General features: G+C 63.6%; 15 protein-coding genes. 6 read left to right on the top strand and 9 right to left on the bottom strand.

Going from position 1 to position 16,699, the window contains the following annotated elements:
• Positions 1-29: 29 nt before the first annotated feature.
• The 3 genes from mraZ to dinB all read right to left on the bottom strand — a co-directional run bounded on the left by mraZ (position 30) and on the right by dinB (position 2,630).
• Entirely contained in the window at positions 30-461 is a 432-nt protein-coding gene (mraZ, locus tag BJ994_RS05780) for a division/cell wall cluster transcriptional repressor MraZ (protein ID WP_167992418.1), read from the bottom strand.
• A gap of 334 nt (positions 462-795) precedes the next feature.
• Positions 796-1,176 (bottom strand): DUF3040 domain-containing protein, encoded by a 381-nt coding sequence (locus BJ994_RS05775; RefSeq protein ID WP_167992415.1) that lies wholly within the window; start codon positions 1,174-1,176, stop codon positions 796-798.
• A gap of 230 nt (positions 1,177-1,406) precedes the next feature.
• Positions 1,407-2,630 carry a DNA polymerase IV gene (gene dinB / locus BJ994_RS05770; protein ID WP_167992413.1) on the bottom strand — a complete coding sequence of 408 codons (1,224 nt, stop codon included), beginning with the start codon at positions 2,628-2,630 and terminating at the stop codon, positions 1,407-1,409.
• Between the two features lie 182 nt (positions 2,631-2,812).
• On the opposite strand from dinB, the gene BJ994_RS05765 reads away from it, so the two are divergent.
• A complete protein-coding gene (locus BJ994_RS05765; RefSeq protein ID WP_167992403.1) occupies positions 2,813-3,922 on the top strand; it encodes a polyprenyl synthetase family protein in 1,110 nt (369 codons plus the stop codon).
• Between the two features lie 33 nt (positions 3,923-3,955).
• On the opposite strand, the gene BJ994_RS05760 is transcribed toward BJ994_RS05765, so the two are convergent.
• On the bottom strand, positions 3,956-4,309 hold the full coding sequence (locus BJ994_RS05760; protein WP_167992401.1) for an Rv2175c family DNA-binding protein: 354 nt from the start codon (positions 4,307-4,309) through the stop codon (positions 3,956-3,958).
• Positions 4,310-4,559: 250 nt separating this feature from the next.
• Here BJ994_RS05760 and BJ994_RS05755 point away from each other — a divergent pair, with 250 nt between their 5' ends.
• Positions 4,560-6,134: a lytic transglycosylase domain-containing protein gene (locus BJ994_RS05755; protein WP_167992399.1), complete on the top strand. Its 1,575-nt coding sequence runs from the start codon at positions 4,560-4,562 to the stop codon at positions 6,132-6,134.
• Here the strand turns inward: BJ994_RS05755 and BJ994_RS05750 are convergent.
• On the bottom strand, positions 6,116-6,292 hold the full coding sequence (locus BJ994_RS05750; RefSeq protein WP_167990072.1) for a hypothetical protein: 177 nt from the start codon (positions 6,290-6,292) through the stop codon (positions 6,116-6,118). The two genes, BJ994_RS05755 and BJ994_RS05750, sit on opposite strands and share 19 nt — an antisense overlap.
• Before the next feature lie 21 nt (positions 6,293-6,313).
• On the opposite strand from BJ994_RS05750, the gene pknB reads away from it, so the two are divergent.
• Positions 6,314-8,344 (top strand): Stk1 family PASTA domain-containing Ser/Thr kinase, encoded by a 2,031-nt coding sequence (pknB, locus tag BJ994_RS05745; RefSeq protein WP_245192259.1) that lies wholly within the window; start codon positions 6,314-6,316, stop codon positions 8,342-8,344.
• A 50-nt stretch (positions 8,345-8,394) separates the two neighbouring features.
• Here the strand turns inward: pknB and BJ994_RS05740 are convergent, their stop codons facing one another.
• Both BJ994_RS05740 and BJ994_RS05735 read right to left on the bottom strand, forming a co-directional pair.
• Complete coding sequence (locus BJ994_RS05740; protein ID WP_167992395.1) at positions 8,395-9,765, bottom strand: class II 3-deoxy-7-phosphoheptulonate synthase; 1,371 nt, start codon at positions 9,763-9,765, stop codon at positions 8,395-8,397.
• 66 nt (positions 9,766-9,831) lie between these two features.
• Positions 9,832-10,758: a 1-acyl-sn-glycerol-3-phosphate acyltransferase gene (locus BJ994_RS05735; RefSeq protein WP_167992392.1), complete on the bottom strand. Its 927-nt coding sequence runs from the start codon at positions 10,756-10,758 to the stop codon at positions 9,832-9,834.
• A 169-nt stretch (positions 10,759-10,927) separates the two neighbouring features.
• Between BJ994_RS05735 and BJ994_RS05730 the strand changes: the two genes are divergently transcribed.
• The gene (locus tag BJ994_RS05730; RefSeq protein WP_167992390.1) at positions 10,928-11,692 is read left to right on the top strand and encodes an alpha/beta hydrolase; all 765 of its coding nucleotides are present in this window, start codon (positions 10,928-10,930) and stop codon (positions 11,690-11,692) included.
• A complete protein-coding gene (locus tag BJ994_RS05725) occupies positions 11,689-12,147 on the top strand; it encodes a hypothetical protein (protein ID WP_167992388.1) in 459 nt (152 codons plus the stop codon). Before BJ994_RS05730 ends, BJ994_RS05725 begins: the two co-directional genes overlap by 4 nt.
• Positions 12,148-12,171: 24 nt before the next feature.
• Here BJ994_RS05725 and BJ994_RS05720 read toward each other — a convergent pair whose 3' ends face one another.
• Positions 12,172-13,221 carry an ROK family glucokinase gene (locus BJ994_RS05720; protein WP_167995877.1) on the bottom strand — a complete coding sequence of 350 codons (1,050 nt, stop codon included), beginning with the start codon at positions 13,219-13,221 and terminating at the stop codon, positions 12,172-12,174.
• A 241-nt stretch (positions 13,222-13,462) separates the two neighbouring features.
• Here BJ994_RS05720 and BJ994_RS05715 point away from each other — a divergent pair, with 241 nt between their 5' ends.
• On the top strand, positions 13,463-15,283 hold the full coding sequence (locus tag BJ994_RS05715; RefSeq protein ID WP_167992385.1) for an AMP-binding protein: 1,821 nt from the start codon (positions 13,463-13,465) through the stop codon (positions 15,281-15,283).
• On the opposite strand, the gene BJ994_RS05710 is transcribed toward BJ994_RS05715, so the two are convergent.
• Positions 15,280-16,698, bottom strand: a complete 1,419-nt coding sequence (locus BJ994_RS05710) for a mycothione reductase (protein WP_167992382.1) — start codon at positions 16,696-16,698, stop codon at positions 15,280-15,282. The two genes, BJ994_RS05715 and BJ994_RS05710, sit on opposite strands and share 4 nt — an antisense overlap.
• Position 16,699: the final 1 nt, after the last annotated feature.

Below are 16,699 nucleotides of genomic sequence, written 5' to 3'. Positions count from 1 at the left end.
TGTCCTGTTGTGGTGGTTGGCAGCGGCTGTCAGATAATGCCCGGCAGCGCATCTTCGTCAGTTTCGGAGAAGGAGGTTTCCTTCTCTTCGAGATAGCTGTTCCAGGCGGATGCATCCCAGATCTCCGCGCGGCTTCCCGCACCGATCACTGCCAGCTCCCGGTCCAACCCTGCGTAGTTCCGCAGAGCAGGTGGAATAGTAATCCGGCCCTGCTTATCCGGAACCTCATCTGAAGCGCCGGACAGGAAGACACGGATATAGTCCCTTGCCTGACGCGAAGATATGGGTGCTTCCCGCATCTGCTCGTGAACCTTTTCGAACTCCCGCTGACTAAAAACGTAGATGCAGCGCTCCTGTCCCCTGGTCAATACCAGGCCGTCGCTCAGCTCATCGCGGAACTTGGCCGGAAGGATCAACCGCCCCTTTTCGTCAAGGCGGGGAGTGTGTGTTCCGAGGAACATCCGCCACCGCCTGTCCGTCCCGGGAGGGCCAAGCGCAACCACTACGCTCTTATGACCACCACTTTACTCCACATTCCTCCCCCGTCAATCCATTTCGGTCCGTTTCGCTTCCGAATGTGGCGTCAAACCTACGCGAACACGCGGAAGAAGCCCGGTGGTGGGAAGTGGAGGAAGTTGGGCGTCCCGGGGCGCGCCGCGGGCAGGCCCGCGCACCGGTTAGCAGGGTTCGGTAGCACAGAAGCCCCTGAGGACATCAAAAAACCACCGGACCCGCTATCTAAGCGGGTCCGGTGGTTGAAAGTGGAGGGCGCTGGTTACCAGCAAATGGGTAAAGCTACGGTTGATCCCGTTTGCGCTCATCCCATTTCTCTTCGAGGCTGCTGAGGAAGCCGTTACCGCGGGATGCGCTTGCCGTTTTCGTGTCCTTGCCTCCGCCTGGAGCAGATCCGCTCAACTTGGACTTTGTGGTGGCGTAGTACACCCCTGCCCCCATGATGAGGAAGCCGACCACCCCCACAGGGATGAACTGGTTGGTGATTCCAAGCAGCAAAACCGCCAAGCCTGCCACAGTGACCAGCGACCCAAGCACAATGCGCCGCGTGGACATGGAGCGGGGCGTGCTCGACGCCATGGAGTGGGCAAATTTGGGATCATCGGCATGAAGCTGTTGTTCCAACTGGTCAAGCAGCCGCTGCTCGTGCTCCGAGAGTGCCATCACTGCCTCCTTGCTACTAATACCGAATCCCTCAAACCCAACAACGTTTTCAGCCGGGAACAGGTTCCCGGCTGAACTGCCGCCAATGGCGCCAGCCTGCTGATTCGAGTGGGGCCAACACCTGGTTCGCCCCCTTGTAATAAGGATAGATTGCAATGCCGTCCAGCGAAAGCCGGAGATTTGAAGTGGAGCGCCTTACTTCTGCGCGAAATCGGCGATGTGACCGCGGATCAGCTGCTCTCACCGCCTTCCGGCGTACGCCGGTCCAACAGCCGCGCCGGCATGATCACCGAGGCCCCGAATTTTCCCTTCACCTTATCGAGCGTCTCCTCGGCAACGCGCCAGTTGTCGTCCCTGCGATCGATCGTGAGTTGGTGCGCGCCGTCGTCCCCTGTTTCCAGCCGCTCGGCACGAATACCGATCAGCCGCACACTCATCGGCCGCACGCCAAGGGAAGCCAGGAGGAGGCATGCCGCACCATAGAGCGCATGTGCACTGTCCACCGGTTCCGCCAGCCTCCGCGAGCGTGTCAGCGTGGAGAAGTCGGCATACCGCAGCTTGAGGGAAATGCCCCCCGTACGCAGATGCGCTGCCCGCAGCCGGGAAGCGGTGCGGTGGGAGAGCCGAAGCAGTTCGGCCCGCAGGGTGTCGTCGTCGGCCACGTCCGCCGCGAACGTCTCCTCAGCACCAATACTCTTCTCCTGGCGGGTAACCGTCACCGGTCTCGGATCCTTACCCCAGGCGAGCTGGTGGACGTGGGTTCCGGAAACCCCAAGAAGGCGTTGAAGCACAGACACCGGCGTGCGAGCCACATCCTCCACCGTCGAAATACCGAGCCTTGCCAGCACCTCCTGCGTCTTGGCCCCGACACCCCAGAGCGCAGACACCGGCAGCGTATGCAGATACTCCACCGTGCGGGCCGCAGGAATGAGCAGCAGACCGTCCGGCTTCGCGCGCGTTGAAGCGATCTTGGCAACGAACTTGGTTGAGGCGATTCCGACGCTTGCCGTGATGCCGAGCTCCCGGCTGATTCTCGCGCGGATCTCCTCGCCGATTGTGCGCGGCGGGCCAAGCCGCCTGATCGAACCCGTCACGTCGAGGAAGGCCTCATCGACGCTGAGCTGTTCCACGAGGGGTGTGATGGTTCCAAAAATCTCCATCACCGAAGCGGAAACCTCGGCATACCGGTTGTGATGCGGCTCCAGAATCACCGCATGCGGGCATAAGCGCATGGCGGTCGACATTGGCATGGCCGAGCGCACACCGAAACGTCTCGCCTCGTAGGACGCCGAAAGCACTACAGAACGTCCGGACGGCGATCCGGCAATGACAGCCTTCCCCCGAAGCTCCGGACGGGACAAGAGCTCAACCGACACGTAAAACGCGTCCATATCCACGTGCAGGATCGTGCAGTCCGCGTCCTCGATTCCCGCGAGGTCGGAACGAGCGGGCATGAGCCCATCCTATGCCTCGATGCTGCGCCGCCGGCTGACACTCCCGCCGGGACCCTACCGTTAGCGCCTAACGGCCCCCCAGCACTCGCTGGCGCTCGCGCCGGGACCCTACCGTTAGCGCCTAACGGCCCCCCAGCACTCGCTGGCGCTCGCGCCGGGACCCTACCGTTAGGCTTGGATCCATGACTGCCGGGACGCCTTTGACACCATCAGCCGTCCAGGTGGAGCAGGACCGGTTCAGGCAGAATCTCGCCACGGCCAGCCGCGAATTCTTTTCAACCCAGCGCACAGTTCTCGGCTCCATCGCCCAGGACAGCATCGGACTGGTCGACGCGATCGAGGACCTGACAACCGGCGGCAAGAAGCTGCGTCCGTTGCTGTGCTACTGGGGGTGGCGGGGCGCGGGAGGAGCAGACGACGACGCCGGCATAATCACCGCGGGCATGGCGCTTGAGTTGTTCCAGGCTGCGGCGCTCATCCACGACGACATCATTGACCGCTCAGACTTCAGGCGGGGAGCGCCAAGCGTACACAGGCGCTTCGAGGCCCGCCATATCGACGGCGGATGGCGCCTCGACCCGGAGCGTTTCGGCGCTGCTGCGGCCATCCTGGCCGGTGACCTGTGCCTTTCCCTCAGCGAAGAGGCGTTCGCTGGCATCCCAGGCGTGCCCGGCGGAGCGGGCCGCGCGCGCTCCATCTTCAACCTTATGAGAACCGAAGTGATGGCGGGCCAGTATCTCGACCTGCTTGAGGAGGCCGTAGGGCCGGCCAGGGAAGCCGGGGACGCCGTCGAACGCGCCCTCACCATCGTGCGCTTCAAATCCGCCAAGTACTCGACCGAGCATCCGCTGCGCATCGGCGGGGCGCTGGCCGGTGCGCCTGAGTCAGTCCTGGCCGGATACTCAGCATTTGCCCTTCCGCTCGGGGAAGCGTTCCAGCTGCGGGATGACCTCCTCGGGGTTTACGGCGATCCCGAGATGACCGGAAAGCCCGCGGGAGACGACCTGCGTGAAGGCAAGCGGACCGTGCTTATAGCCAAGGCCCTCCAACACTGTGACCCGGCAGATCGCGCTGCCCTCAACACGGGCCTCGGGCGTTCCGGGCTTACTGACGCTGAGGTGGTGACCCTCCGCACCATCATTGACCGGTCGGGGGCACGGGACGAGGTGGAGGCGCTCATCGCCGAACGGGCCGCTGCCAGCTCCAGTGCCCTGGACAGCTTGGACCTCGACCCGCTGTGCCGCGAGGCGCTCTCATCACTGGCTACTGCTGCCATTGTTCGGGTTTCTTAGGGACACCCGCCCGCTGACATACGCCGTAAACAATTACCAGGCGAGCGACTGGGCACGACGGCGAATCTCCGTCTTGCGGCCTTCCTTCAGAGCGTCAATTGGCCTACCCGGAAGGGAATCGTCTTCTGTGTAGAGCCAGCGAATGATTTCCTCGTCAGTGAAACCTGAGTCGCCCAGAACCGCAATGGTTCCCTTGAGGCTCTCCAGCACGTGACCGTCGACAATGAACTCGGCCGGAACGGACCTGATTCCGCGGTCAGTGACGCGCACGGCAACAAGCGCGCGCTCATTCAGCAATCCGTGCACCTTCGTGACAGACAGGTCCAGGGCCTCTGCGACGTCGGGCAGCGGGAGCCAGTCGGGAACGAGATTCTCAAGGGTATCCACCCCTTAAGCGTGCCACGCGGATACCCGCGACTCCAGCCACGCTGCCAACACGCCGGAGGAGGCCAAATATCTGGCGAAAAGTAACTGTTGTGGTATGCGACAAATGGTGTAGATTCACATAAGTCACATGAGTAACACTAACAACTTGTGTCTCAACTGCACCATGGGGCAAGGGGATCACGGCGGCATCGACTGGCGCTCCTGCCCTCCCACGCGCGGGCCAGCCCGCCAACATAGATGAGGACCAGACATGACCGCCCAGCGCCCGTCATCGCCGCTGAACGCATCCGCCGCCTGCAACCAGCCATCAAAGAACCGCGGGATCAACATCGCGGTTTCAACCGCGGCGATCCCCGCCGTCGTGCTGTCATCGGTAGCCCTCGCTGCTGCGCCGGCCGCCGCAGCTCCGGCGCCGAGCCACACGGCCTACCAGCCGCTCAAATACATGCCGGTTATCAAGGGGCCAAACGCAGCGCTCGTGCCCGCAGCGCTTGTCGCCAGTCAGGTTCCGCGGGTCATGCCGATGCAGAGCACCCCCGCGACTTACGTTGTTCGTTCCGGTGACACGATCAGCGGCATCGCCACGCGCCATGGGCTGAAGATGCATGACGTGCTGAAGCTGAACGGGCTGAATATCAGCTCGATCATTCATCCCGGCCAGAAGATCAAGCTCAGCGGATCGCCGAGCACGCCCACGGCTCCGAAGAAGGAGTCCGCCGAAGCCAACACACCCGCGGGCACCTATACGGTGAAACCCGGCGATACCCTCGGCGGTATTGCGGCCCGGCACAACGTGAGCCTGGGCTCGGTACTTCAGGCCAACGGACTCTCGATGAGCTCCATCATCCATCCCGGACAGAAAATCAGGGTCGGGGGTGCGGCTACGCCCGCGCCCGCACCCAAGCCAGCTGCACCCAAGCCAGCAGCGCCCAAGCCGTCCACAGAAAGTCCAGCGGAGACCTACACTGTCAAGCCGGGAGACACCCTGGGCGCAATCGCCGCACGCCACGGTGTCAGCCTCGGCACCGTACTCTCGGCAAACGGGCTGTCGATGAACTCAATCATTCATCCCGGACAGAAGATCAAGCTGGGAGCCGGCTCGAGCGTAGCCGTCCAGTCCACTCCGCCCGCCAAGAAGCCAGCGCCTGCCCAGCCATCCGGCGGCCAGTACACAATCAGGGCCGGCGACACGCTCGGTGCCATCGCTGCCCGGCACGGTATCAGCCTGAGCGCTTTGCTCTCGGCCAACAAGCTCACTGCCACCACGATCATCCACCCCGGCAAAAAGCTCACAATCCCCGGCGCTGCCAAGGCCAAACCGGAGGAGAAGCCCGCGGACCTGGTCCCGAACACTTTCCTCCACTACACCTACCCGGACGCAGTCGTGGCTGAGGCGAACAAGAACAAGCACACCCTCAATGGGTTGCCGGTTCCCTCACAGGCGCAGATGCAAGCCATCGTCGCGGACACCGCACGGAACATGGGCGTTGATCCCAGCCTCGCCCTCGCGTTCTCCTACCAGGAGTCCGGATTCAACCAGCGGGCAGTCTCCCCCGCCAATGCGATCGGAGCCATGCAGGTCATTCCGATGTCGGGCGAGTGGGCCTCCGATCTGGTGGGGCGCAAACTGAACCTCCTGGATCCGTATGACAACGCAACTGCCGGCGTTGCGATCATCCGCGCGCTGATCCGCACCAGCCCCAACCTGGACGATGCGATCGCTTCCTACTACCAGGGCCAATATTCGGTTCAGACCCACGGCATGTTCGCTGACACCAAGAATTATGTGGCCGCAATCAAGGCGCATCAGAAGAACTTCCGCTGAGCCTCCGCTCCGTCCAGCCGCAGGACAGCGGCCGGCACGGACGCCAACACTGTGTTGGTGTCCGCACCGGCCGCTGTTTCACTTAGTATCGAAGGGTGCGCGAGCGGCTGAAGGACCCATTGGTGGATACCGTTGTTGACGGTAGATACAAGGTTCATTCACGCCTTGCGCGAGGGGGCATGTCTACGGTCTACCTCGCCACCGATCAGCGACTGGAACGGGATGTCGCGCTGAAGGTGCTCTACCCCCATCTGGCGGAGGATGACCGGTTCCTTGAGCGTTTTGAGCGTGAAGCGAAGTCCGCAGCCCGGCTGTCGCACCCGCACGTCGTCGGTGTTCTTGACCAGGGAGTCGAAGAAGGCCCGGAGCACAGCATCGCGTACCTCGTTATGGAGTATGTGCCGGGCCGCACCCTGCGGGACCTGCTCCGGGAACGTGGACACCTGACACCGCGCCAGGCGCTCGCGATGCTCGACCCGGTGGTGGAAGGCCTCGCGGCAGCACATGACGCCGGGCTTATTCACCGGGATGTGAAGCCCGAGAACGTGCTCCTGGCGGAGCGCGGGAGCATCAAGATTGCGGACTTCGGCCTTGCCCGTGCCGTGTCCGCGGGCACCAACACCGGAACCTTGGTGGGAACAGCTGCCTACCTTCCGCCCGAACTGGTGTCCGGAGGAGCAGCGGATGCGCGCAGCGACATCTATTCAGCGGGCATCATGCTGTTCGAACTGCTTACCGGCACCCAGCCCTATCATGGGGAAGCACCCATCCAGGTGGCCTTCCAGCACGTGAATTCTCGAGTCCCAGCACCTTCCGCCATGGTGCCCGGCCTTGCCGAAGACCTCGACGAACTCGTGCTCTGGTGCACCGCGGTGGATCCGGAAGAACGCCCTATCGACGGCAATGCGCTGCTGGGCGAGCTGCGCCACATCCGCACCACGCTCAGTGACGCGGAACTCGATTTCGGTCATGACCAGCAGTCTTCTGCGCCCAGTGCAGGTGGAGCGCCGCACTCCGTGCGTCACCCCCAGCCAGCCAACCACACCGAGGTCATGGACGCGGGAGTGCAGTACACCGAGGTGGTGGACAGCCAGTCCCATCTCACGGAAGTGGTCACGGCGCAGGGCTCCCCCACCACCGTTCTTCGCGGTGACTCGAATGCAACCACGGTGATCGGCTCGACGCCGATGGCCGGCTCGGTGCCCGAGCGCCAGCTTGACGCAGCTGCGCGGGAGAAGTTGGCGCGCCGGGATTTCAAGGCATATCAGAAGGAACAGGCGCGGGCAGCGCAGCGGCCGGAAAAGACGCTTCGTCCGGGCAACAGGGGACGCCGGAATGTGCTCCTGATCCTCCTCCTCGCGCTACTCGTCTTCCTCGCCGCAGCCGCAGGCTGGTTTTTCGGTGTGGGGCCGGGCGCACTCGTGGCTGTTCCGGATGTGTCCAGCCGCCCTGTCACCGCCGCCCAGGCGTTGCTGACAGAGGCGGGTCTGTCCTCCACGGCAGAGGAAGTCTATTCCGATTCCGTGGACGAAGGGCTTGTCATCAGCAGCGAGCCTGCGGCAAGCACGGAGATCCGGCGCTGGGAAGGTGTGCAGCTACTCGTCTCGCTGGGCCCCGAACTGTTTGCCGTTCCCGAAACCGTTGGCCTTTCAGAAGCGGCTGCAGCTGGTGCGCTGGTTGCAGCTGGGTTCGGAGTGGGCGAGGTGACACGCGAGTTCAGCGATAGCGTCCCGACGGGAGTGGTCATCGCATCTGATCCCGCAGTCAGCGTTCAACTGCAGGCAGGGACGGTCGTCAACCTGACAGTCTCCCAAGGGCCGGAACCGGTCGATGTTCCCTCAGTACTGGGCCTGCCCCAGGATGAAGCGGTGGCTTTACTCGAGGCGGCCGGCCTCGCCGCGGAAATCGCCGAAGAACAGATTAACGACGTCGACGTTCCGGCGGGATCCGTACTGACCCAAAGTCCTGCCGATGGCCAGCTGACCCGCGGCCAGGCTGTTTCACTCACCATCTCGGCAGGCCCGCGCATTGTGATGGTACCGGACGTCTTCTCCGACCCCGAAACGGTGGCGATCGAGAAGCTGGAAGCAGCCGGTTTCAACGTCGAGGTGAACTACGCATTCGGCAGTTCAGTGCTGGGCCTCGTCGCCGGCCAGGACCTGACCGGCGAACATCCGGAAGGTTCCACCGTAACCATTACGGTGACCTGAACAACTGAACCAGGTGCACGCAGGTTCGCCCCTGATGACTTTTCCTCAGGTCAGCGCCGGGAGAGTGCCCCGGCCACCAGGAACGCCATTTCGAGGGACTGCATGTGATTGAGCCGGGGGTCGCACACGGACTCATACCGTTCAAGGAAGGCCTCCTGGTCCACAGGATCCGCCCCGCCCAGGCACTCGGCGACGTCGTCGCCCGTCATTTCAACGTGCAGACCGCCGGGGAACGTCCCCAGTGAGCTGTGGACCTCAAAGAATCCACGAACTTCGTCCATGACGTCATCGAAGTTGCGCGTCTTGTAACCGTTTGGCGAGGTCACAGTGTTGCCGTGCATCGGGTCTGTCACCCAGAGCACCTGTGCGCCGGAGTCCGTCACCCGGGAAACAAGTTCAGGCAGCTTCTCGCGGATGTTCTTGGCCCCCATCCGCGTGATGAAGGTCAGCCGGCCTGGTTCGCGGTTCGGATCGAGCTTGTCGATCAGCGCCAATGCGTCATCCGGGGATGTGCCCGGGCCAAGCTTCACGCCGATCGGGTTGCGGACCCTGGAAAGAAAGTCGATGTGCGCGCTGTCAATGTCCCTGGTGCGTTCACCGATCCAGAGGAAGTGCGCAGACGTGTCGTACGGCAGGCCAGTGCGGGAATCAGTCCGGGTGAGCGCCCGCTCGTAGTCCAGCAGGAGTGCTTCATGGCTGGCAAAAAATTCCACGCGCGTCAGTGCGTCGAAGTCCGCTCCACAGGCTTCCATGAAGTGGACTGCCCGGTCTATTTCGCGGGCCAATGATTCGTAGCGTGAGTGCGCCGGATTGGCGGTGAATCCCTTGTTCCAGTGATGAACCAGACGTAGATCGGCGAAGCCGCCCTGCGTGAACGCCCGGATGAGGTTCAGGGTGGAGGCTGAGGTGTGATAGGCCCGCACCATGCGGGAGGCGTCGTGTCCCCGGCTCTCGGGAGTGAACTCGTACCCGTTCACCATGTCGCCACGGTAGGCGGGGAGGGTGACGCCTTCACGGGTTTCGTCATTGGATGAGCGGGGCTTCGCGAACTGCCCGGCCATGCGTCCCATCTTGATTACAGGCAGGGACGCGCCGTAGGTGAGCACAACAGCCATCTGCAGGATGGTCTTTACGCGGGCGCTGATTCGGTCGGCCGTAGCTCCGTCGAAGGTTTCAGCGCAATCCCCTCCCTGAAGCAGGAATGCCTTACCCTGCGCGGCATCGGCGAGCCGCCCGCGCAGTACGTCAACCTCGCCCGCGAAGACCAATGGGGGAAGCGTGGACAATTCCTTCAACGCGGACTGGTGCACCGCGGCGTCCTGCCAACTGGGCTGTTGCGAAATCGCCAACTCCCGCCAGTTGTCCAACCCGTGATCGGTGGATGAGGGGGTGGTAGCAGGGGTCACAGTTGTTTCGGTCACCGCTTAAGCCTACTCGTTAGGCTGGACGCCCACGGAAAGAGGTGTCACGCAGCAGGGCCGATCCCGTCACATAGCGCGACTGTTCTGGCCGCCCTCCTCGTCCGGCGCTGCGCCGGACTGCTCTGCGGCCGGGGACGGCTTGTCCATCGGGCGGCCGATGGTGCGAATCTCGCCGGGCAATGGCCCCTCAACGCTCGGCGGCAACGCGGAGTTCGAGGGCGGAACGGCCTCGCTTCCGGAGGAGCCCTCCAGCCGGACGGCGGCCCTGCGCTTTGGGTCCACCGCGCGGGGCGCCTTCTTGCCCGCCGACTTCGCATTCGCGAGACGCTCCTTCACGCTGCTGGCATACACATCAACGTACTCCTGGCCGGAGAGCCGCATGAGTTCATACATGATTTCATCGGTGACCGAGCGTTGAACGAAGCGGTCTTCTCCCAGTCCGGCGTATCTGCGGAAGTCCAACGGTTCCCCCACGATGATGCCGATCCGGCGGATGTTGGGTATCCTGCGGCCGATCGGCTGGACCTTATCCGTACCGATCATCGCTACCGGAATGACCGGAACACCGGTTGCGAGGATGAGCTTGGCAACGCCGGTCTTGCCGCGATAGAGACGCCCGTCGGGGCTGCGGGTCCCTTCCGGGTAGATGCCGAGGAGGCCGCCCGACCGAAGCACCTCTTCGCCGGCCGACAGCGATGTGGCTGACGCGGCGCCGCCAGAGCGGTCCATCGGCAACTGGTTGGTCAGCCGGAAGAAGGCGGCAGTAAGTTTCCCCTTCACTCCCCGCCCCGTGAAGTACTCGGACTTGGCGAGGAACACCACCGGACGCGGTACAGACAGGGGCAGGAAAATCGAGTCCGAGAAGGAAAGGTGATTGCTCACCAGCACTGCTGCGCCGGTTGACGGAATGTTGTCCATCCCCTTGACCCAGGGCCTGAACAGCAGATTCACAAGTGGACCGACGATGATCCGCTTCATGATCCAGTAGAACACTCTGCCAGCCTTCCTGCGTGGGCGTTCCTCATTACGCCGCGTGCGCGGACAGTACAGGCCAACCATAGTCGTGTGTCCGCCAACGGGCTTCTTGGAACATTACTCTACGGGTGCCCTTTGTGCTGGGTGTCACTGGCAGCGGAGGTGCGGCGGTGACACCATGGGGTTCATGACGGATCCTTCGGAGATCGCTGCGTTCTCCTCCCGCGGTGCGGGCGCACGCGCGCGTACCGGTGTGCTGCTCAGTCATGGTTTCACCGGTTCGACGGTGAGCCTCCTGGAGTGGGCGAGATACCTCGCGGACCAGGGGTTCGCGGTGCGCCTCCCGTTGTTGCCGGGACACGGAACCACGTGGCAGGAACTTGCGCGCACACCGTGGCGGCGGTGGTATGAGGAGATTGAAACCTCGTACCGGGACCTGGCACGGCAGAGCGACGACGTCGTGGTCGCCGGATTGTCAATGGGCGGCGCCCTTGCCCTCAGGTTGGCGGCGCTGGAGCCGGTAGCCGGCGTCGTCGTCGTCAATCCCGGGCTGACCATCGCGGATCAGCGGGCCCGTTATGCAGGGCTGTTGAAGTACCTGCTGAGATCCGTCCCGGCGATCGGTAATGACATCAAGAAGGAAGGCATCGATGAACGTGCCTATACCCGCACGCCGGTTGCTGCCGTCCACCAGCTTTCACAGCTGTTCCGTGACACCACCCTGCGACTGCCGCAGGTCACCGCTCCTACGCTGGTGTTCAGGTCGAATGTGGACGCGATCGTGCCGGAGAGCAGCCTCGATGTTCTTCAACAGCACATCGGCAGCCCGGACCTGGAGATAGTACGGTTGGAGAACAGCTACCACGTGGCCACCATGGACCACGACCAGGAGCTCATCTTTGAGCGCTCCGCAGCATTCATCGAGCACGTGACGGCAGGTACCAGCGCATGAGTCCCCGAGCCCAGGACCCGAATGAGTCCACCGACGACGCCGTGTGGCAGGATCTGGTGGCTCGGCTGGAGGAAACTCCCAGCAGCGAATTGCCCGAAGCCGGCTCCCCGGCTGACTCCAGGTCGCCGGATGAACGGGTGCGCGCAATCTTCGAGGGCCAAGCCGGAGCCGCCGTAACCGGCCCCCGCGATTACTCCCCCGTCGAGGAAGAGGAAGAGGACACCTACCAGCCTCCCGAGCCTCCCGCGCTGGGCGTTGGGGATCCGTTGGTGGTCCTGGCGTGGCTCGGGGCGGTGGGAGGTCCTGTTTCCCTGCTGCTGATTGCAATGTTCTGGCGCTCTGCACCCACCTCCGTGATGCTCGGGGTCGTTGCGATATTCATTGCGAGCGTGGTCTTCCTGATCTTCCGGCTCCCAAAAACACGGGATTACGACGACGACGGCGCGGCGGTCTGAGCCTTCTGCCTCACAACTACGTGGTCACCTGCGTTCGCCCCGACGTGCAACAGGCGCGGCACCATAGCCGCGCCGAAGTAACGGCCCGGACCTGATGCGTGAGAGATCCGCGGCCCCGACCAGCCCGGCTTCCGGGCCGAGCGCCGCCGTCGTAATGACCGCTGCCGGGCGGAAGCCGCGTCCGGTGAGATTGCGTTCGAACGACCGGCGTGCAGGGTCGATCAGCAGGCTGCCGGCAGCGCCGAGCCCGCCGCCGATCACGAATGTGCCCGGATCAAGCGCTGCCGCCAGGTTGGCGATGCCCAGTCCAAGCCACTGCCCGACGTCGTCTATAAGTTCCCGACATGCAGGGTCCCCCTGCAGGGCGAGCCGGGTGACAACGGCCCCGGTTATCGACTCCGCCTGACCATGCACCTCGCGGAGCATCGACTGGGCCACAGGCGAGTTCGCAGTAGCCAGCTCGCGTGCTTCGCGTCCCAGCGCGTTGCCGGAAGCGTACTGTTCCCAGCACCCACGATTTCCGCATTCACACCGGTGCCCGTTGGGGACGATGATCTGATGCCCAAATTCGCCCGCTACCCCGTGGCGACCACGTTCGAGGACGCCGTCCGTAATCATCGCGCCCCCGATCCCGGTGCCCAAAGTGATGCAGACCAGGCGAGGTTCGCCGCGCCCTGCACCGAACCGCCACTCAGCCCAGGCCGCCGCGTCAGCATCGTTGAGCACGGTGACCCGGCGGCGAAGCAGCTTCTCGAGGTTCGCCCGCAGCGGTTCGTTACGCCATGCCAGATGAGGGCTGAACAGGACCGTCCCGTTGTCAAGGTCCATCCAGCCGGCGGCGCCTATTCCCACCGAGCGGATACGCCGTCCGCGTCCCAGTTCACGAACGAGGTCCACAATCACGGTTTCGACCCTGCGGGGATCCTGCCCCGGGGTCTCCCGTCTCGCGGAGGCGACGATCACGCCGTCGGGATCCACCACACCGGCCGCGACCTTGGTCCCGCCGATGTCAATGCCGATGGCAAGCCCGCGGCCGCGCAGAGGCCTTGGTGCGTAGCGGGCGGTCCCCGGCATCAATGGCGGTTGTGGACGCCGATGATTTCCGAAGGGATCGCGAAGCTTCTGCGGCGGCACGCTGCCTGTTGGTTCCGCTTTCATCCGGTCTGGACCTCCCGCCGTCGTCATGGGAACGCGCTGTGCCGTGCCGACCCTGACACCGTTACCGATTCGTACATTACTGGAGAGTAAGAACGCGCGGAAAAGCTATAGGCTAGGGAAATCTCGCAGGATGTGACGAAAATCAAAGGAGATTCCCGTGCGCGAATTCAGCGTTCCGGCCAAAGTGCAGGTCCCCCGGGACAGCAACACCACGCACCTCGTCGTGAAGCAGGCCGAGAAAGCCAGCAACCCTGCCCTGTTTGCCACGAAGGACGATTCCGGTCAGTGGTCCGACGTGAGCGCAACTGCTTTCCTCTCCGATGTCCGTGCCTTGGCGAAGGGGCTGATGGCTTCGGGTGTGCAAGCTGGGGACCGGGTCGCGATCATGGCCCGTACCCGCTACGAGTGGTCGCTGGTGGACTTCGCGATCTGGTTCGCCGGTGCCGTGTCCGTTCCGGTGTATGAGACTTCCTCCCCGTCGCAGGTCGGGTGGATTCTCGGTGATTCCGGCGCAGTCGCCGCATTCGTCGAGTCCGGACGGCATGAGAACGTGGTGCGTCAGGCAGTAACTACTGAAGGTCTGGATGCTTTCAAGCACGTCTGGCAGTTCGACGGCAACGGCCTGGACCCGCTGAGGGCGGCAGGAGCCGACATTGATGACGCGGCGCTCGAGGAACGGCGGCTCATCGCCGGTCTCGACGACGTCGCCACCATCATCTACACCTCCGGAACCACGGGGAAGCCCAAGGGGTGCGAGCTTACGCACGGCAACTTCGTCGAGCTCTCTGAGAACGCTGCCGCGGCCCTGCCCGAGGTGGCTCATGAGGGCGCGCAGACCATCATGTTCCTGCCGCTCGCGCACGTCTTCGCCCGGTTCATATCGGTGCTGTGCGTCGCTGCCGGCGCAACCGTTGCTCACACCCCCGACGTCAAGAACCTACTCCCGGATCTGCAGAGCTACAAGCCCACCTTCATCCTCGCTGTACCGCGCGTCTTCGAAAAGGTCTACAACAACTCCATGCTCAAGGCGGAGGACGGCGGGAAGGGCAAAATCTTCCACGCGGGCGCTGACGTTGCCATTGCCTGGTCCAAGGCGGAGCAGGCCGGGAAGGTGCCGTTCGCGCTGAAGGCCAAGCACGCGCTGTTCGACCGCCTGCTGTACGGAAAAATCCGCACGGCCATGGGTGGGAGGGTGCAGCACGCCGTGTCAGGCGGAGCTCCACTTGGCGACCGCCTCGGGCATTTCTTCCACGGAATCGGCCTCATGGTGCTGGAGGGCTACGGGCTCACCGAAACCACTGCTCCGATCGCCGTGAACACCCCGCAGAAGATCAAGATCGGCACCGTCGGCGCTCCTCTGCCAGGCAACGCCGTCAAGATAGCCGACGACGGCGAGATCCTCACCAAGGGCGTCTGCGTGCTGAAGGGCTATTTCAAGCGGCCTGATCTGACCGAGGAGGCGTTCACGGACGGCTGGTTCCACACGGGTGACATCGGCCAACTGGATGACGACGGGTTCCTCCGGATCACGGGGCGCAAGAAGGAAATCATCGTCACCGCCGGTGGAAAGAACGTCATCCCTGCCCAGCTCGAAGACACGATCCGCGCCAATGCGCTTGTGTCGCAGTGCGTGGTCCTGGGGGATCAGCGGCCGTACATTTCGGCACTGATCACCCTGGATGAAGAAGCGCTGCCGGGCTGGCTGGAGCGGCACCACCTACCGGCAGGGACCACTGTGGCCGAAGCAGCCCGGCATTCGGCGGTACAGGCCGAAATTCAGGCGCTGGTGGACCACGCCAATGAATCCGTGTCGCAGGCCGAGGCCGTCAAGGTGTTCCGGATTGTCGAACGGGACTTCACCGAGGCCAGCGGCCATCTCACGCCTTCGATGAAGATCAAGCGGGCGCAGGTCCTCAAGGACTATTCGGCGCTCGTTGAGGAAATCTACGTCCAGCCGAAGGCTCCGCGGGTCGGCTAACCCCCGGTGGAGGGCGTCTTCAGCGAAAGCAGGGCGTTCTCCACCACCTCGGTGAGCGCCGGGTGAATCCAGTATTGTCCGCGCGCCATGGTGAAAGCGTCCAGCCCGAAGTGCATTGCCTGGATGACCGGCTGGATCAGGTTCGATGCATCCTGACCCATGATGTGCGCACCGAGAATAGTCCCGGTGTCTTCCTCTGCGATGAGCTTCACAAATCCGGTGGTGTCTTCCATAGCCCAGCCATACGCCGTCGAACCGTACTGCTGCACCGCCACAAGGGCCTTCGACCCGGTTCTCTCCGCCCGTTCGAGTGCCTGCTCCTCGGTGAGGCCGACGGTGGCGATTTGGGGGCGTGTGAAGACAGCCGCCGGCACGTACCGGTGGTCGCTCGCATGCAGGGCGTCGGGATGCAGCAGGTTGTGCGTCACCACACGAGCCTCGTGGTTGGCTACATGCTTGAGCTGGAACGGACTCGAGACATCGCCGAGCGCCCACACTCCTTCGACAGGCTGGCCGCGCCGGAGAACCCTTTGGAACACGTCGACTTCCACCCTGCCGTCCTCAGCCAGGTCGAAACCGACCTCCGCTGCCCCGGTCCTGTCGCTGTTCGGCTTTCGACCGGTCGCGACCAGAACGACGTCGGCCTCAACCTGCAGCGCGGTGCCATCCGGCCCGGCAAGATCCGCCGTAACGGATCCGTCGCCGTTGCTGCTAACCCGGGACACCTGGTGCCCGGTGAGCAGCTTCCACTGGGCACGCGCACTCTCGGTGAACTGCTCCGACACGGTGTCATCGAGGCTGCGCAGCATGAATTCCGACCGGACGGCGAGCGTGACATCGGTTCCCAACGAGGAGAAGATGTGCGCGAACTCAGCGGCAATGTATCCCCCGCCGATGATCAGCATCCGGCGGGGCTGCTCCGTCAGGCGCATGACTGTGTCCGAGGTGTGTACCTGCGGCAGGTCAAGCCCGGGAATGTCCGGAACGACGGCGCGTGAACCGGCCGCTATCACCACCTGGTCGGCGGAGATTACTTCTCCTGACGCAGTCTTCAGCGTTCGGTCGCCGGTGAACCGCACCTCCTCCTCATAGAGGTCCACGTCCTCCAGTTCAGCACCTCGGTAAGTACGCCCCGCCTCCGAGATGCTGTCGATCCGGGTGAAGATACGGTCCCGTAGGGCCTCCCAGCGCACTCCGGTGAGTTGAACGTCCACGCCAAGCCTGCCGGCGTCGGTCGCGGCGCGCGCCAACTCCGCCGGGTAGACGAACATCTTGGTGGGAATGCAGCCGACGTTGAGGCAGGTACCACCGAATGTGCCGCCTTCGATGATGGCGATTTTCTTGCCGTCCCATTCCGGCGTGATCAGCGTGTTGCCTGAGCCTGAGCCAATGATGGCCAGATCATAGTGCGTCATG

The sequence above is a fragment of the Arthrobacter pigmenti genome, from assembly GCF_011927905.1.
GTDB classification, from domain to species: Bacteria; Actinomycetota; Actinomycetes; order Actinomycetales; family Micrococcaceae; genus Arthrobacter_D; species Arthrobacter_D pigmenti.
This window is presented reverse-complemented; position numbering and strand designations above follow the sequence as displayed.